Annotated in this window: 13 protein-coding genes; 9 read left to right on the top strand and 4 right to left on the bottom strand. The window is 61.6% G+C overall.

The genetic code is table 11. The annotated features are described in order from the left end of the window. The 3 genes from WFR25_RS07600 to WFR25_RS07610 form a co-directional block, all read right to left on the bottom strand. Complete coding sequence (locus tag WFR25_RS07600; protein WP_336969878.1) at positions 1-1,473, bottom strand: GumC family protein; 1,473 nt, start codon at positions 1,471-1,473, stop codon at positions 1-3. Next, positions 1,473-2,438 carry a hypothetical protein gene (locus WFR25_RS07605; protein ID WP_336969880.1) on the bottom strand — a complete coding sequence of 322 codons (966 nt, stop codon included), beginning with the start codon at positions 2,436-2,438 and terminating at the stop codon, positions 1,473-1,475. The genes WFR25_RS07600 and WFR25_RS07605 overlap by 1 nt, the downstream gene beginning before the upstream one ends. Before the next feature lie 172 nt (positions 2,439-2,610). Beyond that, entirely contained in the window at positions 2,611-3,225 is a 615-nt protein-coding gene (locus WFR25_RS07610) for a polysaccharide biosynthesis/export family protein (protein ID WP_336969881.1), read from the bottom strand. A gap of 343 nt (positions 3,226-3,568) precedes the next feature. Between WFR25_RS07610 and WFR25_RS07615 the strand changes: the two genes are divergently transcribed. From WFR25_RS07615 to WFR25_RS07625, 3 genes are read left to right on the top strand one after another with little or no spacing between them, the layout of a single operon-like run. Beyond that, the gene (locus WFR25_RS07615) at positions 3,569-4,393 is read left to right on the top strand and encodes a WecB/TagA/CpsF family glycosyltransferase (protein WP_336969883.1); all 825 of its coding nucleotides are present in this window, start codon (positions 3,569-3,571) and stop codon (positions 4,391-4,393) included. Then, entirely contained in the window at positions 4,380-5,951 is a 1,572-nt protein-coding gene (locus tag WFR25_RS07620; protein WP_336969885.1) for a hypothetical protein, read from the top strand. Before WFR25_RS07615 ends, WFR25_RS07620 begins: the two co-directional genes overlap by 14 nt. After that, entirely contained in the window at positions 5,951-7,489 is a 1,539-nt protein-coding gene (locus WFR25_RS07625) for an O-antigen ligase family protein (RefSeq protein WP_336969886.1), read from the top strand. The genes WFR25_RS07620 and WFR25_RS07625 overlap by 1 nt, the downstream gene beginning before the upstream one ends. 6 nt (positions 7,490-7,495) lie before the next feature. Here the strand turns inward: WFR25_RS07625 and WFR25_RS07630 are convergent, their stop codons facing one another. Then, entirely contained in the window at positions 7,496-8,812 is a 1,317-nt protein-coding gene (locus WFR25_RS07630) for an oligosaccharide flippase family protein (RefSeq protein ID WP_336969888.1), read from the bottom strand. A gap of 233 nt (positions 8,813-9,045) precedes the next feature. On the opposite strand from WFR25_RS07630, the gene WFR25_RS07635 reads away from it, so the two are divergent. The 6 genes from WFR25_RS07635 to WFR25_RS07660 all read left to right on the top strand — a co-directional run bounded on the left by WFR25_RS07635 (position 9,046) and on the right by WFR25_RS07660 (position 24,271). Beyond that, positions 9,046-9,960, top strand: coding sequence for a 2OG-Fe(II) oxygenase (locus WFR25_RS07635; protein ID WP_336969890.1), 915 nt, complete (start codon positions 9,046-9,048; stop codon positions 9,958-9,960). 68 nt (positions 9,961-10,028) lie between these two features. Next, entirely contained in the window at positions 10,029-11,204 is a 1,176-nt protein-coding gene (locus WFR25_RS07640; protein ID WP_336969892.1) for a glycosyltransferase family 2 protein, read from the top strand. A gap of 155 nt (positions 11,205-11,359) precedes the next feature. Next, positions 11,360-16,075 carry a MupA/Atu3671 family FMN-dependent luciferase-like monooxygenase gene (locus tag WFR25_RS07645; RefSeq protein ID WP_336969893.1) on the top strand — a complete coding sequence of 1,572 codons (4,716 nt, stop codon included), beginning with the start codon at positions 11,360-11,362 and terminating at the stop codon, positions 16,073-16,075. A gap of 23 nt (positions 16,076-16,098) precedes the next feature. Further along, the gene (locus WFR25_RS07650; protein WP_336969895.1) at positions 16,099-22,554 is read left to right on the top strand and encodes a type I polyketide synthase; all 6,456 of its coding nucleotides are present in this window, start codon (positions 16,099-16,101) and stop codon (positions 22,552-22,554) included. After that, the gene (locus tag WFR25_RS07655; protein WP_336969897.1) at positions 22,551-23,558 is read left to right on the top strand and encodes a glycosyltransferase family 2 protein; all 1,008 of its coding nucleotides are present in this window, start codon (positions 22,551-22,553) and stop codon (positions 23,556-23,558) included. The genes WFR25_RS07650 and WFR25_RS07655 overlap by 4 nt, the downstream gene beginning before the upstream one ends. Further along, positions 23,555-24,271, top strand: coding sequence for a 4'-phosphopantetheinyl transferase family protein (locus WFR25_RS07660; protein WP_336969899.1), 717 nt, complete (start codon positions 23,555-23,557; stop codon positions 24,269-24,271). The genes WFR25_RS07655 and WFR25_RS07660 overlap by 4 nt, the downstream gene beginning before the upstream one ends. Positions 24,272-24,306 lie beyond the last annotated feature (35 nt).

Below are 24,306 nucleotides of genomic sequence, written 5' to 3' on the forward strand. Positions count from 1 at the left end.
TCATTGCTCCATGGTTCGGCGTGGCCGCAGTGAATCGAGCCATCTGGCGAAACGGCCATTGGGCCAGGACGGGCCGTTTTCGGGCGCCATCTCCGGGATCACGCCCATGGGTGGCACGCCCATCAGGCGAGTCAGCGTGCCTTCGCCATGAATGTTGCCACGTAGCAGTTCATAGGCGATGATGCCCGCGATCCCCAGCACCGCGCCCGTGATTGCTCCTCCCAGCAGCATGAGCAATGGTTTCGGTTTAAGCGATTCATGCGGCAGGCTCGGTTCGTCCACGACGGAAAACCGTTCTCCCTTGTCCTCCGATTGCAGATTGGCCGCTACATGCGCGTCGAGCTGCTTTTCACGAAGGGACTCATACTGACGTTTGATATTGTCATAGTCCCGCTCGATCATGTTGAGTTCATAGGATGCCTGAGGCGCCTGGGCGGCGCGATGTTCCATGCCGGCAATCGTCGAGACCAGTTCCGACCGGCGACTGGCCAGCGTGGCGATGCGCATGTGACCGGCGGCAAGTTCCCGCTCGATCACGCTAGTCCCGCGTCCGGCATCCGGCCTGTTGAGCGATGCACGCTGGCGCTCAACCGTTGAGCGCATGGCAATTACCTCGGGATAGTTGTCCGAATAGGTAGCCGAAAGTTGGTCGAGCCGTTCCTCGGCGCGGCGCAGGGCATCCAGCCCGGCCGTAGGCGTGCTGGCGGTTTCATTGGCGCGCGCGGCAAGCAGGCTGGTCTGCTGGCCCAGCCCCTGCGTTTCCGAATCGATCCGCGACAGCTCGGCTCGCAGCGCGGTTCCCGCCTGGGCGCTGAGCGCAACCTGCTCGGGTAGCGCTCCGGCATATCGCGCCTCTATATTGCGGCGCTTGTTTTCGAGGCCCGTGAGCTGGCGCTGCAACTCGTCCGCCCGCCTGCCCAGGAAAGCGGCGGTCCCGGTCGCCTGTGTCGTGCGAAATCGCTTGTCCTCGACCTGGAACATGCGGGTGAGGTCGGTCGTCACGGCTCGCGCGATGCGGGCATCCTTGTAGGTGAAGGACAGGGTGAAGGCGATGGTGTTCCCCTGGCCCTGCGCGCCCTGGTCGGCGCCGACCAGCTCGACCGAGATGGCGCGGCGCATCAATTCCAGAACATCGGGAAGGGCAATTTCTTCCCGCTCCTCCCGGTAGAGATCGTGGCGGGAGATCAATGCCGTCAGGCTTTCCCGGCTCTTGATCTGCTGCCCTATCTTTCCGATCCGCTCGTTCGCGATGTTCGTGAGGGGGGAAGCAATGACGCTCGTGGGAATGGTCTGGGTGTCGATCAGCAGTGTTGCCGAGGACCTGTACATCGGCTCTTGCAGCGCGATCAGAAGGATGGAGATCAGCAGGCCCGCAATGATGGGGGCAACCAGCCAGTAGCGGCGCCGGTACAGCATGGCGAATATCTCGCCGGGATAAATGCCAAGGCCCTCCGGCTCCATATTCTGCGTCATCAGCGAAATCCTCTGAAAGTCAGGGTGACATGGGCAATAGTCGCGCCGATCCGATCGTCCCCTACCTGGCTGCGGCGCAGATAATCGACGCCGCCCTTCAACGAAAACCGCTGACTCAACCGGTGTTCATAGGCGGCGGAAAGGCGAAACAAGTCGATCGGCATCGGCCCGCCGCTGGCCTTTCGATAGTCGCCGGTCAGGGTTAGCGTCCCATATTCGCTGAGGCGCCAGTCGGCATCGGCGCCAAGCGTCCATTCGCGTCGCAGGCCGGTAAGCGCGCTGACTTCGCTGCGCAGCGCCGCCGCCAGGCAGAGCATGAAACGCACCGACTCATTGCATAATGTTCCGGAACCGGTGAAACGCGGCCTCTCGCGGCCACGCCCGCCGTCGAAGGGGTCGGCCATACCCGCCCATTCCACGCCCGCCCGAATATCGGCGCGCCATGTTTCATCCAGTCTTCGGGTGGCGGTCAGTTGCAGGGTCTTTGCGGTACGCGATCCAAGTTCATCGCCCTGGCTGACCGCGACCTGTCCCTGAATCCCCACCGTGGTCCGAGCACTCAGGCGCTTTGCGAGGCCGATGGAAAAATCATAGGCCTTGGTCGTCTGGAGCAGGGACGAACCGGGATAGCGCGTCCGGATCGCTCCAATGCCGCTATTCACCGTCGTGACCGCATCGGGCGACCAGTCGGCAAAGAAGCGGGCAGATTGCGTTTCGCGGACGCTGCGTGTCTCGAAAACGGCGTCCAGGCTGCCGGTAAGCGCGTCGGTCGGTAGCTCCCGGACATAGCCCAGAGTCCCGTGCAGGGAGAGATACTCGCTGTCCCGGTGCCGGATATTTGCATCGACCCGGCCCGTCACGAAATCACCATAGCGGCGCTGATACTGGCGCACCCGCGCGGCGCCTGCGATTTCGAGCGATGTCGCATGGCCGACCTGCCAGTCGAGCTGCGGTCTGACCGCCACTTCGAGGGCCGAGGAACCGGGATCCTCGTCCGAAAGGAGAAAGGGGTTTTCAGAGAGGAATACACTTTGGTCGAGAGCCAGTTGTACGCGTGGCTGGGCCACGCATTCCGCGCCGACCATTGCCGCTGCCGCTGCTGCGGAACCCGCCAGAATGCGTAACAGGCCAGCACTTTTATGGCACCACAAGGACGTCACCGCTCTGTAGAACGGGCAGTGGCTTGCCGAGGGTGCCGGCCTCCATGGCGCGACCACCTTTCAACAGCCGTGCGAGCTGGACCGGCTCGACAACCTGCCCTGCGGTCGTCTGTCGCAGAACGACGGCATTTTTGAGGTCCGCGAACTCCGCCGGGCCGCCCGCGAGGCTCAACGCCTGAAGGATGTTGATGGCGCTACCGCTGGTATAGCTGCCAGGGGTGCGGACCTTGCCGACGATATAGAAACGCATGCCGATCGCATCGCGAACGGTTACCGTGACGTCCGGCGGCGTGGAGCGGTAATTATTGGATATCCGTTCGCGGATTTCGGCGGCGATGTCGGTTACGTTGCGATCGCGTGCCTTGATGGTGCCTGCGAGCGGGAAGGTGAAGGTGCCGTCCGGTTGAACCCGGACGGACCGTTGCATTCTTTCCTCGCCCCATACGAAGATGTCCAACTCGTCCCCGGCATTCACGCTGTAGCGGCTGGTGACGGCGGTGGATGCAGATGCAGACGCTGCTCCGAGTTGTGCGCTTGCCGTCGCCGGGGCCAGAAACAGGGCCAGGGCCGCCATCTGGCAGCCATGGACCATGTGGCTTCCCTGTCGCCGACATCTCTTCATTTTTCCTTGATTCGCGAACATCATGCCGACTCCCAGATCGCTCATCGCCCAAGCTATCGGGGGGAGCGCTTTCCCGACATTCGCTGCTTCCCTTCCGCCTTTGTCATTCCCGTCTTGGATGTGGGGGAATTTCGGGAAGGAATATGGCCAGAAAAGCGGGCGATGGGGAAAATCCCCAGTGCATTAGGGGAGCAGACTTCCTGCGTCCGCCGCGCTTACCATGCGACTTCGGGCCTGGAGGACAGATGGTCCGGAGCACGCCCAAAAGGGCGGCTTTCAGGCATAGGCAGCAGGACAGAAAGGCTGAACGGATATGACCCTGGCCCAACATGGCTTCAGCAGTGCCACAACGCCCATTCCCGTGCGTTGGTCTCCGCCGCGCGCGCGCGCAGATGCGCCACGCGTCGAGTTTATCGACGTTGCCTTCACTGCAAGCGGCACGATGTCGGTCATCGAGGCGATCGAGGAGCGGCCGGCTGACGCGCCCTTCGCCTATGTCGTCACGCCCAACGTCGATCATATCGTCCGGCTTCAACATCAGCGTTCCGACCTTTGGCCCGCTTATCGCGCAGCGTGGATGACGTTGTGCGACAGCCGTATATTGGCACGGCTGGCGCGAAGGGTCGGTTTTGCGCTGCCGGTCGTGCCAGGCAGCGACTTGACGCGGCAGATGTTCGAACAGGTGGTCCAGCCACAGGATCGGATCGCGATATTGGGCGGTCGATCCGAACTCATTGCGCAATTGAGTGAGCGCTACGGCCTGCGAAATGTGCGGCATTATAACCCGCCCATGGGCTTCATCCACGATCCCGTCGAGGTGACGAAAGCGGTGCGATTCCTTGTCGATTCGGGCGCTCGTTATCATTTTCTGGCCGTCGGATCACCGCAGCAGGAAATTCTGGCCTATCGGGTCGGGCGAGCGGGGCGTGCCACTGGCGTGGGTCTGTGCGTCGGGGCGAGCCTTGATTTCCTGACGGGTGTTCAGGAACGTGCGCCGCTGGTCATGCAGCGCCTGGGACTGGAATGGCTGTTTCGTCTGGGCGCCAATCCGCGCCGCATGTGGAAACGCTATCTGGTCGATGGGCCGTTGATATTTCCGATCGAACAGCGCTGGCGCCGCGACCATGCCAAGCCATGACGCGCTTACCATTTTGAAACGGTTCGCATTTCGCGGAGTGATTTTTCTGGTGTCGGCGGCGGCGCTGGGCGTTGCGCTTTATGGCGGTCCGGGGCCGATCGCGGAGGCCGCAGGCGAAAGGCTTGAGAAGGTCGAGGCGCCAGTGCGGGAGAAGATGAAGCTGGGCATCAACCTGTTCGGGCCGGCGACCTATAACCGTCAACAGGTCTTCACCAACCTCCTCAGCCAGAGCGAATGGTTTTCCTCGCATGGTGCGGGTTGGTCAGTCTTTCCCGCCGATCAACTCGACGATCGCGGATGGGTGCGATCCCTGAAACCCGGACAGACCGCACCGCGTCCCCTGATATTGCCGCCAGCCCCCTATCGGCCAACGGTCGTGCGTTGCCGCTATGATGGCAAGGGGCTGATCGAAGCCGGTGGCGTGGCGACAATAGGCGAACGGGGGAACCAGTGGCTGCTGCTCGACCTTGCCCCCACGGGGGCCGATCAGGAGGCGGCGTGGATCGAACTGACCCGGACCGATAGTGCCGATCCGGTGCGCGCGATCGATTGCCGCGAAGTGGACCGGCCAGAGGAAGAGCGTTTCCATCCGGATTTCCTGTCCTTCGTGAAGCAGTTCGCCTTCATACGCTTCCTCGATTGGCAGCGCATAAATGACAATGCCGCGGTACGCTGGGCAGACAGGACGCGGCCAGACAACAGTTCCCAGGTCGGACCTGCCGGTGCGTCGATCGAGGATATGATCGACCTTGCCAACAGCACGCAGACCGATCCCTGGTTCCTGATGCCCTATCGGGCCGATGCCGATTATATCCGCAATTTTGCGCAACTGGTGCACCAGCGGCTCGATCCCGCCAGAATCATCTATGTCGAACTGGGCAATGAGGTCTGGAACGACCAGTTCGACGCCGCGCAACAGGCGCGGCGGGAAGGGGAGGTCATGAAGCTGGCCAAGGGCGATCCCGGACGGGCGCAGATGCTCCGCTACGCCCAGAAGCTGCGGATCGTCATGCAAATATGGTCTCAGGTCTTTGCTGATCGGCCGGGTCATCTGGTCCGGGTCGCGGCAAGCCAGAATGCCAATGCCGATTTGGCCGACATCATATTGGGCCATGAAGATACCGCCGAGTGGGTCGATGCGCTGGCAACGGCGCCCTATATCTGGATAGATCTGGACGGCTATGGTCCGGGCGAAAGCGACCGGGTGTTTGCGCATATGCCCCGCGCGATCGACGATGCCTTTGCCTTTGCAGAACGCAACAAAATGGTGGCGCGACGATATGGCAAACGGTTCATTACCTATGAGGGCGGCCAGCATCTGGTGACGAAGGACATGGTACTGGCCCACGCCATCCAGCGCGATCCCCGCATGGGCGCCGTGTATGACAGCTATCTCAACCGTTGGAACGAGCAGATGGGCGGCGAACTCGCCCTCTATGCCTCGACAACCCCGATTTCCGAACATGGATCATGGGGGTTGCTGGAATATGGTGGGCAACCCCTTGCCGAAGCGCCGAAAATGCAGGCGGTCCAGCATTTCCTCAAGAAGTATCGCTGATGCGTTTCGCTTTTCTGATCCTGTTGTTCCTGCTCTGCGGGGGCCTGGTTTTAGAGGCCTATCTTGCCATAAAGCCCGCCATGCATGTCGTGGTCATCAGTGTAACGGCGGTTGCGTTGTTCCTGTTCTGCGTGACGCCGCAGCACCGGCGCGACATGGCGTGGCGTACATTTGTCATCACGATGGCTATGCCGATCCTGGCCTGGTCGCTTGGCAATATCTGGCTGCTGTTTGCGTTGCTGGGGATCGGGGTTCCGCTGATAGCGCGTCGATTCGCCATGATCGTGCCAGTTTACCTCTTCAGCCTGCTGCTGTTGCCGGGACTGGATATTCCGGTCATGATCGGTCCCCTCAAGCTGTTCGACTTTAGCGTGCTCGATGCGCTGGCGTTCGGCGCCAGTGCCACGATCTTCCTCGACAAGCGCAAGGCCCAGCCACATATCCATCATGATATCGCCGCCGGCGCCGTCATCTTTCTGGTCGGCGCGGCGCTGGCGCGGGATACGAGCTTCTCTCATCTTCTGCGTTCATCGCTGAATGTCGTGATCGACCTTGGCCTTCCCTATTACATCGTGAGCCGGGGCGTGCGGACGCTGGAGGAAGTACGCGTCGCCATGCTCTGGATAGGCTGCGGCGGCGTCACGCTGGCTAGCCTGCTCTTTTATGAGTTTTTAAAAGGCTGGCCGATCTATAACATTCTCTACGCCAACTTCCATCTTCCGACCTTGTTGATCGTCAAGGAAAGGGCAGGCTATTTGCGTGCGGCCGGACCTTTTACCGAGCCAACCTCGGTCGCCATGGTGCTGGCCATCTGCATGCTCTGTCTCTGGCTGTGCCGCGCCTTTTTCCGATCGAGTTGGCATCATCTGTTGCTGCTGGCGGTTACCATGGCCGGACTGTTTGCGCCGCAATCGCGCGGGGCGTGGATCGGGCTGATCCTTGGCATGATGCTGTCGGAACTGTTCCGCCGTCGGTATCTGTCGATCATCACGAAGGGGGGCACCGTCGCTATCGGCCTCGCTATGCTGTTGCTTGCCGCCACCATCTCTCCCAACGTGTCGGAAAGCATCGGTCTGTCGGGCGATTCCAGTGATTCTTCCGATTATCGGCGACGGCTCTTCGACAGGGGGCTTGAGGTTTTTCTGGATCGGCCGATGCTGGGTTATTCGGTGCCTGAACTCCATATCCGGCTCGCCGATCTACGCCAGGGCGAGGGCATCATCGACTTCGTCAACAGCTACCTCTGGATATTGCTGATGTCCGGGATCGGCGGGTTGGTGATCTTCGTCGCGCCCTTCCTCTTCTATACATGGTCGGTCTGGCGGGCGCGTCCGGCGGTATTGGGCGCGTATGAGAGGCGAGAAGCAGCGACCTTCATCTTCGCCAGCCTTGGCATGACCCTGGAGATGCTGTTCTTCAATTCTTTCGGTACGCGCCCGGCCGTATTCGTGTTCATCCTGTTCGGTTTGGCGGCGGCCTTTCTGGGAAGCGTCAAGACCGACGCGCTTTCCCACCGCGCGGTGATGGCGACGGTTTGAATATATTCAGGCGAAGAGGGGATGGAGCATCAGGTCGCCAGCCGCGCCGACCACCATGCCGCCAAAAGCCGTACCGATGAAGAGCAGTTCCTGCCGCAAGTCGAGCAGCGCGATCTTGTGCATCAGCATCCATTTGAAGACCATGGCGGGCACTTCCATGATGGCAAAAACAAGGATGAGGCCCAATATGCCTTCGGTGACGAAGCTGATCGGCCCGGCCACCGCGAGCCACAGGAGCTTGACGACATTGGCCTCGAATGTGGCTCGGATGCGCCCTGTAGCGACCAGCGTTTCGTTTGCGGCGTTCGATGCCAGCATGAACAGGGGCATGAGCATCAACAGGCGCAGATAGAGCGCCGCATCGGCATAGCGCGGATCGTATAGGATCGCGATGACCAGCGGTGCGCAGCCAATCAGCCCGCCGGTGCAAAAGCTGTAAAGCAGCGACGGCAGCCGGCGCTTGGCATAAAATTGTTCCCGAAGGTCCGCGTATCCCTCCCGCCAAAGTTGCGCGTAGGTGGGATAGAGTACCCGGCTTGCATAGGCGCTGGTGAAGGCAAACGCTCCAGAGGCAAGATTGCCTGCCAGTATATAAAAGCCGAACGCGTCGAGTGGCATCAGTCGCGCAAACAGCAGCTTGTCGCTCTGCATCAGCAGCAGGGTGATGATGCTGGACCCCGTGACGAAGCGTGCGAAACGCCAAAGGTCGCGGGCATAGGTCCGGTCGAAGGCGATGCGGCGTATCGAGTCGCTGAACATCAGGTAGCTGAGCAGCGACTTGAAGGCCGCGCTGGCAAGCAACGCCCCAATAATAGCCCAGGGATTGCGCCACAGATAGGCAAGCAGCGTGGCCACGACGATCTGCAATATGGCGACGGCCAGTTCCAGCAGCGAAAGGCGCAGGATCATCCGGTTCCGAAGCGCCGTGAGCAGGGTTAGCGACGCCAGCCCGTCAATCATGAAGGTCACCGAATAGCCCGCGATCAGCGGCGCCAACTCGGGCTTGCCCAGCATTGTGGCGATGGGTTGGGCAAGCAGGATCAACAATAGCGTCAGCGTTGCCGAACGGAGCAGTGCGATCGTCCAGATCGTGTCGAGGAAACGCGGCTTGTCGCCATCCTCATGACGAACGACGAAAGTCTGGAAGCCAAGGTCGGACATCATCGCGGCGGTAAAGGCGATAGAGGAAAGAATGCCGGATATGCCGAAGACTTCGGGCATCAGCAATCGGGTCAATATCACGCTGCTGACCGCGCGCAGCAGATTGTTGACGATGACGAACAGGACGACGATGTTGGTGTCCCGGCTCGCCAGATCGACCATGCGGCGCCATAATGTCCGTCTGTTCGTTATTGGGAAGGCGGGAAGCGATAGGCCGTTCTGCCTCATCGGCCTGCCTGTGTGCAGCCGACAGAGACTTCGGCATCGTCCGGGGACGACCAACCGGGTGAACAAGAATATGGATGCACCCGAGACGCCTCCGCAGGATTGAGCAGGACATATCTATTAGGGAAGCACCGGGCGTGTCGATCATGAGAACTCCCAAGGGGATTTCCATGTCTTGCCCCAACGACGGGAGAGGCGCCTTATTCACGCTGTTTTACTGGACCGGCACTAGGCAAGCATGGCCGGAGATCCGCGAGGGGAAAATGGCGCTGCTCAACTTTACCGGTAACGGCGGTTACAGGGGTTTCGACTTTGACCAGTGCAGTGTCGCAGGACAGCTGCTGGCGGCGAGCTATCGCGATGCGGCCCCCTTTCCCCATATCGTCATGGATGATTTTCTTGATCCCGATATGCTTCGCCAGGTGCTGACGGAATTTCCCGACAGTACAACCCATAGCTGCTTCCACCGCGATCAGGAGAGGCTGAAATTCCAGTTCCGGCCGGACCAGTGCGACGGACTCGTCACGCGTATGTTGTTTGCGGAACTTAATTCGCGCGCTTTTCTCGCCTTTCTTTCAGATCTGACGGGGATACAGGGCCTGATTCCCGATCCTTATCATGCCGGCGCGGGCCTTCACGAAATCAAACGGGGCGGGCATCTCAGCATTCATGCAGACTTCCCGCATCATGACGTGATGAAGCTCGATCGTCGCCTCAACCTGCTGATCTATCTGAACGAGGACTGGGAGGATGATTACGGGGGCGCCCTCGAATTATGGGACCGCCATATGAAGGCGGCGGAGCAGAAGGTTCTGCCGGTTCTGGGCAGGGCGGTCATATTCAATACGGCCCGCGATACTTTTCATGGCCATCCTGATCCGTTGCTCTGTCCTCCCGACCGTTCTCGTCGGTCCATCGCGACCTATTATTATACTGCTGCGCCGGCTGCGCGTCCGGGGATCGAGCGCACGACCGATTTCCGGCGTCGCCCCGGGACGAGCGACAAGCGCGACTGGCAGATCCTGCTGCATCACCTGAAAGCCGACTGGCTGCCTCCCGCATTGCAGCGCCGCAGGAACAACTGAATGCGCGCGTCACTCCTCCGATTGCGGAAGGGTCCGATTGCGAAAGACCCGGTGACGAAAAAGGCAGAATGATGACGATGCTTCTCTGGCTGGTCTGTCTTGGCGTGGCGCTTCCTGTTGGCATATTGGCGCTCGAATGTTTCGTCGGGACTTTGGCGTCGCCTGGACGGGTGGAAACGCCCAGCGTTCCGCCCTTCATGGTGCTGATGCCCGCGCATGATGAAGCCGCCGGGATAGAGCGGTCGGTCGCCGATGTCCTGGCGCAGCTTCGTCCATGCGACCGGCTGCTCGTGGTGGCCGACAATTGTACCGATGATACGGCGGCGATCGCCGAACGGCTGGGCGCCTGCGTGATCGAGAGGCATGACCCGGCCCTTCGCGGCAAAAGCCATGCGCTGGAGTTCGGTCGCGCCTTCATGGCGAGCGACCCGTTTTTGCATGGCGCTGCCCTGGCTGTCGTCATCATCGTTGACGCGGACTGTTCGCCCGAACCCGGCGCCTTGTGGCGGCTGGTCGCCACGGCCGTAGCGCGCGATGCGGTCGTGCAGGGCGCCTATCTGCTGACCCCGCCACCGGAGGCTACGCCGGTGGTGCAGATGTCGTGTTACGCCTTCATGGTGAAGAACCTGATCCGCCAGATCGCGTTGCGGCGACTGGCCGGGGTGGCGCTGTTGCAGGGATCGGGCATGGCGTTTCCGATGTCCGTCTTCCAGCGAATCGACTGGTCCGGCTCCTCGCTCGTGGAAGATCTCGACATGGGGTTGCGGCTGCTCCTCGACGGAACGCGCGTGACATTCGACGAGACTGCGACCTTTCTCAGCCCGGCCAGCTCGCAGGGCGGTACGGCGAGCCAGCGTCGACGGTGGGAGCATGGAATGATGCAGTCGATGCACATGTTCGTGCCGGGCCTGCTCAAGATCGCGCTGCTTGGCCGACCCCGCTGGATATTCCTCGCGCTGGACCAGATCATTCCGCCTACCATATTGCTGACTCTGACAGCAGGGGTGATGACAGGCATGGCCCTGGCGGTCGGCGGCCTGGCGACGCCTGTAGTCATTCTGCTCCTATGCGATTTCGCGCTGGCGGCGGGTCTCTTTGTGGCATGGATACAGTATGGACGCGCATTGCTGCCATGGCGAAACATCGTTGCGAGTGCCCGCTACATAATCTGGAAGCTGCCGATTTTTGTCCAGTTCGTTACGCGTCGGCAAAGGCAGTGGATACGCACGGATCGAGTGCCCTGATCGAATTACGCTGGGACCGTCGGCGGCGGCTGATCGCGCATAAATAGCCCATTCTAAACGGGCGGGCCAATCACCCTCCCAAATCTGCCTACTGGGTTGTTGAAATAGCGCGCGCCTCCTGACCTCCCTTACGGTGTCTTCACAAGGAGAACGCCATGGACGGATCGGCAAGGCAGGATTTTGGCGGACTCACATCGATGTCGATGCCGGATCGGCCGGACGCGCCGAAATCAGTCCGTCCTAGGACGGTGCTGATCGGGAACGAGACGCTGCTGGTCGCTTGTGCGCAGTTGTTGCAGGATCGGCACCATGAGATAGTCGCCGTGGTCGCGGGGAAGGGGCCGGCCGCTGATTGGGCGAGGCGCAGCGGATTGCGTCTCTTCGACCAGGCGAGCGATCTTTTGACCGCCGATCTGGGCATGGTCGATTATCTGTTCAGCATCACCAATCTGTCCGTCCTGTCGAGCGCTGTGCTCGCCATGGCGCGGCTTGGTGCCATCAATTTCCATGATGGTCCGCTTCCTGCCTATGCCGGGCTGAATACGCCTGTCTGGGCGCTGCTGGCTGGCGAGGTGCGCCATGGCATCACCTGGCATCTGATGACGCAGGCGGTCGATGGCGGCGCGATCCTGGCGAGTGAAACGATCGAGATCGAAGCCGGGGAAAGTGCCGTCTCGCTCAACATGAAATGTTTTGAGGCCGGTCTGCGCAGTTTCGGGCGGATTGCGGCGGATATCGATCTGCATGTCCGTCAGGCGATCCCGCAGGCGTCGGCGCCGGACCAACTTTTCGGGCGGCGCGACCGGCCTGCGGCGGCGGCGGTGATCGACTGGCGCGCGTCAGCGTTGGAGATAGCGCGGCTTGTCTCGGCGCTCGATTTCGGTAGCCATCATAATCCACTGTCCAGACCAAAGACGATGCTGGATGGCCTGGCCCTTGCGATCCAGCAGGTCGAAATTCTGGCAAGCAAGTCAGGAGAGGAACCCGGCACCCTGATTGAAAACGGCCCGGATTGCATCGTCGCGACCGGTAGTCAGGATCTTCGCATCCTGCGGATCGCCGATCTTCATGGCACGCCGGTCAATCGCCTGAATGCCCTGCCGGGTGCGAAATTCCTCATGCTTGACGAAGAGCATCGCCGGACGCTGGGGGAGATGGATGCTGCCGCCGGTTGCTACGAAGGTTGGTGGCGCAAGCGTCTCGCTGCGCGCGATCCGCTCCAGTTGCCGCAGTTTCGAACGCCTGCCTTGAAGACGCAGGCATCGCCGATCATTCAGGATCGTATCTTGCCGTGCGGCTGGTCTGGCCGAGACATTCTTGCCGCCTTTACCGCCTATCTGGCGCGTGTTTCCGATCGGGATACGGTAGAGCTGACCTATAGCGATCCAGTGCATCAGGCGAGGCTGGAGGGCGTGCAGGACTGGTTCCTGCCCCATTTGCCGATGCACCTGCGGATCGATTGGAGCCTGCCGCTGGCTACGCACAAGGAATCGGTGATGCGCGAGCTATGTGCTCTGCACAAGCGCATAGGCGTCGGGCGTGACCTGATTGGCCGTAGCCCGGAATTGCGCGGCGGCGACGCGCCTGATTATCCGATAGCGGTCCAGATGGTCCGTTCGCTGGAAGACGCCCAGCCGGTCCCCGCCGCAGCTCTGGCCGTGGCCATTCGCGAAGATGGCAGTGCCTGCCGCTGGTCATTTGACGCCGACCGGCTGCATCCAGCCGATGTGGACGATCTGTGGCTCGGCCTGGTCGCCATGCTGGAAGCGGCAAAGGCCGAACCCGATTGCGTGCTTGGCCTGTTGCCACTGCTGTCCCCGGCGGAACGCACATGCGTGGTCGACGAATGGAACGCGACCACCGCCCCCCTGTCGCCCCCCCCCCTTTCGGAGAGCGAGGCTGTCCATCGGCTGTTCGTTGAGCAGGCCATGCGCACGCCAGACCGGACGGCAGTGACATCGCGTGGTCGGTCGCTCACCTATGCCGAACTCGACGCACGATCCAACCAGATGGCGCGCTATCTGGCGGAGAGAGGCGTGGGGCCGGACGTGCTGGTCGGAATCTATCTCGAACGATCGGTGGATGTCGTGATCGCCCTGCTCGCGACCCATAAGGCGGGGGGTGCCTATGTTCCGCTGGACCCTGCTTATCCACGCGATCGGCTGGCGCACATGATCGAGGATTCAGGGCTGACGGTGGTCGTGACCCAAGGGGCGCTGGCGGAGGATGTTCCGCCCTCGCAGGCGACCATCATCTGCATGGACGAGGAGCGGGCACGGTTCGATGCCATGCCTGCCACCCCCTTCGATGGCGGCGCGGCGCCCCATGATCTTGCCTATGTCATCTACACGTCCGGATCGACCGGCAAGCCCAAGGGGGTGATGGTCGAACATCGCAACGTCCTCAATTTCTTTGCGGGGATGGACCGGAAGCTGGAACCGGAGGGCGTATGGCTGGCGGTCACGAGCCTGAGTTTCGACATTTCGGTTCTGGAACTGTGCTGGCCGCTGACGCGGGGCTATCATGTCGTCATCGCCACGGATCGGGAGGTGCGTGGTGACGTACCAGCGCCGGTTGCGGACCGGCCGGTCGATTTCAGTCTCTTCTATTTCGCCAGTGCCGATGGCGCCAGCGGTGCGAATCAGTATCGCCTTCTGCTGGAGGGCGCGCGCTTTGCCGACACGCATGGCTTCGCCGCGGTCTGGACGCCCGAGCGGCATTTTCATGAATTTGGCGGATTATATCCCAACCCATCGGTGACATCTGCGGCCATTGCCGCCGTCACATCGCGGATCGGCATAAGGGCGGGCAGTGTCGTGGCCCCGCTGCACCATCCGCTGCGCATTGCCGAGGAATGGGCCGTGGTCGACAACTTGTCCAACGGCCGCGTGGGGATCGCTTTTGCGTCCGGCTGGCAGCCCGATGATTTCGTCCTCAACACGGGCGCATTCGCTGACAAGCAGGGCGCGTTGATGCGCTCCGTCGCCGATGTCCGGGCCTTGTGGCGCGGGGAAGCGCGCAGTTTTCCCGGACCGCTCGGCAAGGATGTCGCCCTGTCCGTCTATCCGCGCCCGGTCCAGCCCGAGCTGCCATTTTGGATCACCACGGCGGGCAATCCAGCGAGCTTTGCCGCCGCGGGCCATGCCGGTGCGTCGATATTGACCCATCTGCTGGGCCAGAGCGTCGAGGAGGTTGCCGAAAAAATTGCGATCTACCGGGAAGCACGTGCCCAGGCGGGGCATGCGGGCGAAGGGCATGTCACGCTGATGCTGCACAGTTTCGTCGGCAAGGATGCGGAGACGGTGCGGGCAATCGTGCGCCAACCGCTGATCGACTATCTGCGCACGTCGACCAGCCTGCTCAAACAATATGCCTGGTCGTTTCCAGCTTTCAAACGTCCTCCGGGCAGCGAGGCGATCGAGCAGATCGATCTGGCCGACCTAAGCCCGGAAGAGACGGACGCCCTGCTCGATCATGCGTTCGAGCGCTATTTCGAGACGAGCGGCCTGTTCGGCACGGTGGAGGATTGCGCGCGGCTCGTGGAGCAATTGCGGGGCGTTGGCGTGAACGAGATTGGCTGCCTGATCGATTTCGGCATCGACACCGACAGGACGCTCGATAGCCTGCCGCTGCTCAACAAGGTGCGCCAGCGCGTGTCGGACACGACGGGTGTTCAGGAAATGAGCCTGCCGGACCTGATCGCGCGGCATGGCGTAACCCACCTCCAATGCACGCCCTCGCTGGCGCAGATGCTGACGGCGGATCAGGCGTCGCGCCGACAATTGGGGGGGCTGCGCCGAATGATGGTCGGCGGGGAGGCGTTTCCGCCGCAGCTTGCAGATGATCTGACGACATTGGTCGGCGGAAGCGTGATGAACATGTACGGACCGACCGAGACGACCATCTGGTCTGCTGTTCACCAGTTGGAAAGCGGCAAGGACGCGCCTCCGCTCGGGCGGCCGCTGGCGAACCAGCAGATCCATATTCTCGACCGCCGCCTGCAACTGGTGCGTCCCGGCACGCCGGGCGAACTGGTGATCGGTGGCGCGGGGGTCGTGCGCGGCTATCTGGGGCGACCCGAACTGACGGCGGAGCGCTTCGTCGTCGATCCGGTCCTGGCGGAAGGCCGCGCCTATCGCACCGGCGACCTCGCCCGCCAGCGCGCCGATGGAACGCTGGAGTTCCTTGGGCGCCTCGACCATCAGGTGAAGATACGCGGCTATCGCATCGAACTTGGAGAGATTGAAGCGGCGCTCGCCGATCATCCGCAGGTTAGTGAGGTTGTCGTTATCGCGCGCGGCGAAGGCGCCGTGACGCGGCTAGTGGCCTATCTGGCCGCTAAGGGACCTGCGGCGCCGGACGCGGACATGCTGCGCGACCATCTGCGGTGCGGCCTGCCCGATTTCATGGTGCCGGCGGCATTCGTGACGTTGAGCGCGCTGCCGCGCACGCCCAATGGCAAGATCGATCGCGCGGCCCTTCCTGCCGTTGATATCCATGCCGCACCGTTGCCCGTTGCCGAACATGGGGACGACTCCAGCATCGAGCCGACCAGTCCCATGCAGGCGCAGATCCTGTCCATCTGGCAGGATCTGTTGCAGGTGCCCAATATCCGGCCGGGCGACAATTTTTTCGATATTGGGGGGCATTCGCTTCTGGCGGTTCAGTTGCATCGGCGTCTTTGCGCCCTGGTGGACCTGCCAATCGGCCTCACCGACATCTTCCGCTTTCCCACCGTTGCGACCCTCAGCGCGCATTTGTCCGGCTCCAGCGATCAACCGGCCGCCGCGCAGGAGGGGCAGGACAGGGCGCGTGACCGACGCGCGGCCCTGCAACGCCGAAGCGCCACTCGTATCCTCTTGCGGAACTAAGCCCCTCTTGCGGAGCTAAGCTCATGTATCATGATCCCAATGCCGGTAATTTCGATGGTCAGGACGGCCTGGACAATGCGGTTGCGATCGTCGGCATGTCCTGCCGCTTCGCGCAGGCGCGCGGGCTGGACGCCTATTGGTCCTTGCTGCGCGAAGGGCGCGAGGCGATCGAGCGCTATTCCGACGAAGCCCTGATCGCGGCGGGCGTCGACCCTGCGCTGTTGCGAAAGGGCGGCTATGTGCGTTCGGGCGCGCCGCTGGAGGACATGGAATGTTTCGATGCGGGGCTGTTTGGCCTCAGCCCCCGCGATGCGGCGATCATGGACCCCCAGCATCGCCATTTTTTGGAATGTGTATGGGAAGCATTGGAGAATGCGGGCCATACGCCGCAGCGGTTCAAGGGAGAGATCGGCCTGTTCGCAGGCTCCGGGCATAATGCCTATATGCCCTATAATTTGCTGACCAACGCCAAACTGGTCCGCGATGTCGGCCTGTTCCTGTTGCGGCATACGAGCAACGACAAGGATTTTCTGACGACCCGCGTCTCCTATCTGTTCGACCTGAAAGGGCCGAGCATCAACATACAGACCGCCTGTTCCACGTCGCTCGTGTCCATGCACATGGCGGCGCAGAGCCTGCTCAATGGCGAGTGTGACATGGCGCTGGCGGGCGGGGCATCGATCGAACTGCCGCACCGTCAGGGCTATATGTATGAGGAGGGAGAGATACTCTCGCCCGACGGGCATTGCAGGCCGTTCGATGCAAACGCGCAGGGGACCGTGTTCGGCAGCGGCGTCGGGGTGGTGGTGTTACGTCGCCTTGCCGATGCCATTGCCGATGGCGATCACATCTATGCCGTGCTGCGCGGGTCGGCGATCAACAATGATGGTGCAGGCAAGGTCGGCTATCTGGCGCCCAGCGTCGACGGTCAGGCAAAGGTGATCGCCGAAGCCCTCGCCATCGCCGGTGTCGATGCACATACGATCGATTATGTCGAGGCGCATGGCACCGGTACGCCTGTCGGCGACCCGATCGAGGTTGCTGCACTGACCAGCGCTTTCCGGCAGTCCACCGATCGCGTCGGCTTTTGCGCCATCGGCTCTGTGAAAGGCAATATCGGCCATACGGACACGGCGGCTGGCGTCGCTGGCGTCATCAAGGTCGCGCTGGCGCTGCATCATGGCGAACTGCCAGCGACGCTCAACTTCACCGCACCCAATCCGGCCTGCGCGCTGGAGGACAGCCCGTTTTTCGTGGCTGGGAAACATGTGCCCTGGCTTGCTGAATCCCGGCCGCGACGCGCGGGCGTCAGCTCGCTGGGCGTCGGCGGGACCAACGCGCATCTCGTGCTGGAACAGGCGCCCCTTCGCCTCGAAAGTGGGCCGAGCCGGCGGCGCCAGCTTCTGATGCTTTCCGCAAAGTCGGATACGGCGCTGGCGCATGCTGGTGCGGCGCTGGGTCGGCATCTGGATGCGGACAGGACGACCAGCCTGCCGGATGTCGCCTATACGCTCAATATCGGGCGGCAGCCTCTGTCGTGTCGGCAGTTCGTGGTTGCGGATGACATTGCCGATGCCATTGCAAAGCTGGAGGCGGAGGGGCCGCGTGGAACGGCCCCGCTTCCCTGTGTCGCCGACCGGCCAGTGGCGTTCCTCTTCTGCGGCGCTGGACCCCAGCATGTGAATATGGCGCGCGGGCTGTATGACACAGAAGCCCGGTTTCGCGAGGAGGTGGACAGCGCTCTTGCCACAGCCGAGCGCATCGGCATCGGACAGATTCGTCGCTGGCTGTTCCCTGTCCCGTCCGACAGCGATCAGGCGGAGGTTGAAATGGCGCGGCCCTCCATCGCCCTGCCAGCCCTGTTCATTATCCAGACTGCGCTGGCGCGCCTGTGGATGTCGCTGGGGGTACAGCCCACGGGGATGATCGGTCATAGTTCGGGCGAATATGCGGCTGCCCATATTGCGGGCGTCATCGACCTTGAGGCCGGATTGCGCATCGTTTCCGCACGGGGACGATTGTTCGAAACGACGGCGGCGGGCGGCATGTTGAGCGTGCCGTTGAGCGAGGCTGAACTGGCCCCGCTGCTGCCCGCCGAACTCGCCATCGCGGCGATCAACGCACCGGGCCTGTGCGTCGTGTCCGGGCCAGCCGATGCGATCGACCGATTTCAGGAGGAACTGCAAAGCCGGGAGATCGAGGCACAGGCCGTGCGTATTTCAGTCGCGGCGCATTCGTCCATGCTCGATCCGATCCTGCCCGAATTTCGCGAACTGATGCAGTCGATCCCGCTGAAGGCACCGCAAATCCCCTTCGCCTCGAACCTGACGGGCGGGTGGGTTTCCGGGCGCGAGGTCACCGATCCCGAATATTGGGTTCGGCACCTGCGTGAAACGGTGCGGTTCATGGACGGCCTCAAATGCCTGCTGAACGATCCCGATCAATTGCTGCTGGAGATCGGTCCCGGTCGCAGCATGGCAAGCCTTGCCCGACAACATCCCGATCGCGCGCGTCAACAACCCCTCGCCAGTTCCCTGCGGCACCCCGATCAGGCGGTCGCCGACGACGCCTTCTGGCTCGATACGGTGGGGCAGCTCTGGGCGATGGGCGTGACGCTCGACTGGGACGGCTTCTGGTCCGGCCAGCAGCGGCTGCGACTGCCCCTCCCGACCTATGGTTTTGATCGGGAAAGGCACTGGATAGAGCCGGGGACCATGCACCTTGCGCCGCAGGACGATATGGAGGCGTTGACGCGGCAGGCCGACACGAGCGACTGGCAGTTTGAGCCGGTCTGGAACCGCACCGCTCTGCCCGACAGGGCGATCGGCGAGGGTCCCGCACTGGTTCTGGAAGACGATATGGGCCTTGGCGCGGGCATTGCCGAGCGACTGCGCAGTGAGAAACGCGACGTGGTCATTGTCCGTCCGGGCAACCGTTTCCGCCGCCATTCCCCGGATCGGTTCAGTATCGATCCTGCGAACCCGTGCGATTATGCCCATCTTTTCGACTGTTTGGGCGCGGAAGGACGGTTGCCCGCGCAGATATTCCATTGCTGGCTGCTGACCGGCGAGGCGAAGGGGCGGACGGTCGCGACGGACAGGCTACTCGACATGGGCCTCTACAGCCTTACCGCGCTTGTGCCGGAACTTGCGCGGCAGCGGGATGCCTGTGTCGAACTGGCGCTGCTCAGCGATCATGCGCAGCGGATCGTGGAGGAGCATGGGTTGATGCCCGCAAAGGCGACTGCCATCGGCGCCGCCCGCGTGATATCGACGGAATATCCCAAGACACATATCCGCTGTATCGATGTGATGCTGTCTCCGGTGAGCAACCGGCGGGCGCAGGGGGAACTGGCCGACACGCTGCTGGCGGAACTGGCGGGGCCGTGGGAGGCAAGGCCGATCTGCTATCGGGGTGGCGAGCGCTGGGTATTGGACTATCAGCCCGCAGCGATCGGAAAAAGCGACGGCCCCGTGATCATGCCGCCTGTCGAAGAGGATGATGTGTTCCTCATCACCGGGGGACTTGGCGGTCTGGGCCTGATGATCGCGCGGCATCTGGCGGAAACGAAAGGCGCACGCATCGCCCTTCTGGTGCGCACGGCGCTTCCCCCCCGCAACCAATGGACGGATCTGCTTGCCAGCGTACAGGTGGCGAAAGACGTACAGGACAAGATCCTGCGGGTTCTTGCCCTGGAGGCGAGTGGGGCGGTCGTCGAACTGTTCGTGGCGGACGTCGCCAATCCGCATTCCCTGGGCAAGGCGATCCGCAGCGTTGTCGAGACGCTGGGTGCTATAACGGGCGTATTCCATACCGCCGGTGTGCTCGACGATGGACTGCTTGAAACCCGCACCCGTTCGGCGATGGACGCGGTGCTGAGGCCCAAGGTCCAGGGTACACTTGCGCTGGAGGCCGCGCTTGCCGGCCATCCGGTCGAATTCATGATGCTTTTCTCTTCCGTCAGCGCGCTTGCGGGCATGCCGGGGCAGACGGATTATGCCGCCGCCAATGCCTTTCTTGACGCCTATGCCCAGTCGCGGCGGGACGATCCCGTCACACGGGTCATGTCCATTGGATGGACCCAATGGCGGGAGGTCGGCATGGCGGCTGGGTTGAGCAGGGCTGTAAATCTCGCATCTGGTCTCTCCGACGATCTGGGAGAGGGGGTCATGATCGATCATCCCTTCCTAGAGCGGCTGTACATGTTGTCGGTGGACGAATATGTCGTGTCGGCAACGCTCTCCCCCGAAACGCATTGGATATTGGACGAGCATCGGCTCAACGGAACCGGCGCGCTCCTGCCGGGAACAAGCTATCTGGAACTGGCACGTGCGGCCTATGGGATGGTTGACCCGCTGCCCATCACCTTGTCCGACGTGACGTTCCTGACACCCTTCGCTGTCCAGGATGGCACGGCACGGCAACTGCGCGTTCATTTGCGCCGCCGCGTGGGCAGTGACTGGCGCTTTGTCATATTGGGACGGGAACTGGGCACAACGGGTGAATGGGTGGAACATGCGGTGGGATATTGCTGCGCCCGGCCCATGGCCCAGCTACCGGCGCCACTGGATATTGATGGCCTGATGACGCGCTGTTCCGCGGTGGTGGGACGGGGCAGCGAGGCCAGTTCCGTGCTTCATTTCGGACCGCGCTGGGACAATGTCCAACGGATTGCGCGGAATGGAGATGAGGCCCTGCTCCACCTTTCGCTGGATCGCGCCTTTCAGGCGGAATGCGATCATGTTCTGCTCCATCCCGCGCTGCTCGATCTTGCGACCGCCGGAGCGCAGGTGCTGATTGACGGTTACGATCCCAAGCGGGACTTTTTCGCGCCCTTTTCCTATCGATGGATGACGATCCACGCGCCGCTCCCTTCGGCAATCGTCAGTCATGTGCGTCATCGTTTTCAGGCAGAAGCTTCCGGCGCAACGGCGACATTCGATATCACGATCGCCGATCCGTTGGGCCGGATATTGGCTGAGATCAACGAATTCACCATGATGCGTATTTCCGACCTGTCAGCGATGCGGAAAAAGCAGGACCAACCAGCCACCTCGTTGGCGGATGGTGCGGAACCTGCGCTTGAAGGGATATTGCCCGAAGAAGGCATCAGGGTGATCGACCAGTTGCTGGCTGGTCGAACCCGGCCGCATATTCTCATTTCACCCTATGACCTTGGCGGCGCCATCAAGCGTTTGCGCAAGCCGCATCGGTCGGCCATGCCACAGGTGGCGATAGAACGGCGGGAGGGTGAAGGCGAGGCGCCCGTCACCGCGATGGAACAGGTGATCGCAGAGCTGTGGACCGACCTGCTGGGTGTCGATCCTATCCTGCGCGAAGATAACTTCTTCGACCTCGGCGGCCACTCCCTGCTGGCGGTGCAGTTCATCAACCGGCTTCGCAAGAAAGTGGGAAAGAGCGTCCCTCTTGCGGCGCTGCTCGATGCGCCGACCGTGGCGGCGCTGGCGCGCGAGATTGATCCAGAGTCGGTGGAAGGGGCGACCGTTGCCGTGCGCGAAGACGCCGTACCGGCAAAACGCGACCTGGTCACCATTCGCGACGGTGGCTCGCTGACACCGATCTTCTTCGTGCATGACGGATTGGGCGAGACGCTGCTCTATCGCGGACTGGCGCTGAGGCTCGATCAGTCGCGCCCGATTTACGGCATTGAACCACTTCGCACGCTGGAGGGCGGCTTTGCCCACACCCGGATCAGCGAAATGGCGACCAACTATATCGAACGGCTGAAGACGGTTCAGCCAACCGGCCCCTATCTGTTGGCGGGGTTATGCGCGGGCGGTGTCATAGCCTTTGAGATGGCCAGGCAATTGCAGGATGGTGGCGACATTGTTGCATTTGTCGGTATCATTGATGCTGCGGACGTCGCGCTGGCCAAGCGGTCTTTTTACATCACGCGTATACGGCTCCAGCGTATTCGCGCGCTGGCGGGAGAGAGCAATCCGATGTTGCTGCTTCCATCCCTGGTTCGCAGGACGGTCAACGCAGCAAGATGGGAGATCTCGTCCCGTTGGCAGGAGGCGCGTAACCGACGAACGGTGCAGGCCATACGCAGGGTCAATGCCGGGGCCGAGGCATCCGTTGCCCTGGGCCAGGCAGAAGATGCCATCCCGTTCCTCAAACTCTATGAAGTGGCGCACAAGCTCCATCAGCCCAAGGGCATGTTCGAGGGGGGAAGCGTCACGCTTTTCAAGGCGATGCAGGGCAATGGCCAAAAGGAGGACATCGCCTATCGCGCCGTTTACAACGATTATGCGCTGGGATGGGGCAGGCGGGTCGCCGATGACATCACTGTGGTGTCCGTGCCCGGTGGGCATAGCTCTGCGCTACAGGATCCGCATGTCGGGACGGTTGCGCGACTGTTCCAGGAGGCCATCGATAGCGCTGTATCCTCAGTCGAGCGGCAGGCCAGTTTTACGGCGCGGGAAGCGTCCCCTTTCATGGAGGTCGCCGCCGAATGACGCCGTTCCACAAGAATCTGCCCACCATTGACGTTATCATCGTCAATTACTGTACGCGGACATTGGTGGTCGCCTGTCTCGACAGCCTTGAGATGGAGCGGAAGAATGTTCCTAATATGCGGGTGATCGTGGTCGACAACGACTCCCAGGATGGATCGGCTGAACTGATAGAAGCGGTGATACAGGATCGGGAATGGCATTGGGTGACGCTGCTTCGAGCGGGCGCGAATCGTGGTTTTGGCGCTGGCAACAACCTCGGGATAAGCTTTGCTTTGGACCAGCCATCGCCTGCCGATCTGCTGTGGTTCCTCAATCCCGATACGGAGGTACGGCTGACGGCTGGTCAGAGCCTTGCCCGATTCATGGGATCGCATCCCGCGGCAGGCATTGGAGGCAGCGCGCTGCTTGAAAGCGACGGTAAGCCGTGGCCATTCGCCTTCCGCTTTCCGAGCATCCTGGGCGAGATCGAGCGGGGAGCACGTTGGGGCATATTATCTCGACTGCTTCGGAAAAGTTCGACGTTAAAGAGGATGGAAGGGCGCTGCGAACAGGTGGACTGGGTATCGGGCGCCAGCTTCGTCGTCAGGCGCGAGTTAATGGAATCGGGGTTGCGGTTCGATGAAGGCTATTTCCTCTATTATGAGGAAACGGATTTTTGCCTTCATGCCAGACGCAGGGGCTGGGAATGCTGGTATGTGCCCGATGCGGTTGTGCTCCATATCGCAGGGCAGAGCACGGGCGTAACGGGCAAACAGATTAAATTGCGCCGCCTTCCTTCCTATTGGTTTCATTCCCGACGGCGCTATTTTACGAAGAATCATGGTCGACTTTACGGAATCGCAGCCGACCTCGCCTGGATAGGCGCGCATATCTTCTCACGCTTAAAACATATGGTGCGTGGGTCAGACGATCCCGATCCGCCTAACCTTCTGATCGATTTTCTGCGTCACTCTTCACTGGTGCCGCGCAAGTTTCTGGCGCCGCGCGACGTGATCAGCGTTTGACCGCGCCGGAATGCCTCGGGCTGAATGAACTGGGCATAAAGGTCGACAGACTTTGGCGGACGGAAGTGCCTTTTCCGATGTGGCTGATACACCTCCCGGATAGGGTGTCTCCATCCCTTGTCCAATTGCTTTCCGAAGAAGAATGGGAAAGGGCACAAGGCTTTCGCACCCATATGCTCCGTAGTCGCTATATCGCCGCCCATGCCGGCTTGCGGTTGCTGATCGAGTTTCAGTTCGGCCTGCCTGCGAGCCGACAGCAGTTTGTGCGCAACGCGTTCGGCAGGCCGTATCTCGTCGAAAGGCGCGATGTACGGAGCAGTATCAGCTATTCGGGGGCATATGCCATCATCGGCCTGTCCGGTGAACGGGAGATCGGTGTTGATCTCGAGACGGTACGGCCGATTGAAGATGTGCTGGAACTGGCGGAGATCCATTGCACGCCAAGCGAACGCCTGGCGCTTCGTCGTGCCTTGAAAATGGGGAGGTCATTCAGCAATGGGTTTTTGAGGGCATGGGTCCGGAAGGAGGCATGTGTAAAAGCGCTTGAAAGAGGGCTCTCAATTCCTCTTGAATCTATCCATTGCGGTATAGGCAGTAAAACGACGACGGTGAAATTTGGAGAAAGTAAAATTTCCACCGGCGTCGTTCATGTGCGCGACCATACCATTGTTTTGTCTCCGAGCGACCTTGTCATTGGCTGGGCTCAAATATGATTTGAGCACAACTGGAATTCTGGAGAAAAAATCTT

The sequence above is a fragment of the Sphingobium aromaticiconvertens genome (assembly GCF_037154075.1).
GTDB classification, from domain to species: Bacteria; Pseudomonadota; Alphaproteobacteria; order Sphingomonadales; family Sphingomonadaceae; genus Sphingobium; species Sphingobium aromaticiconvertens.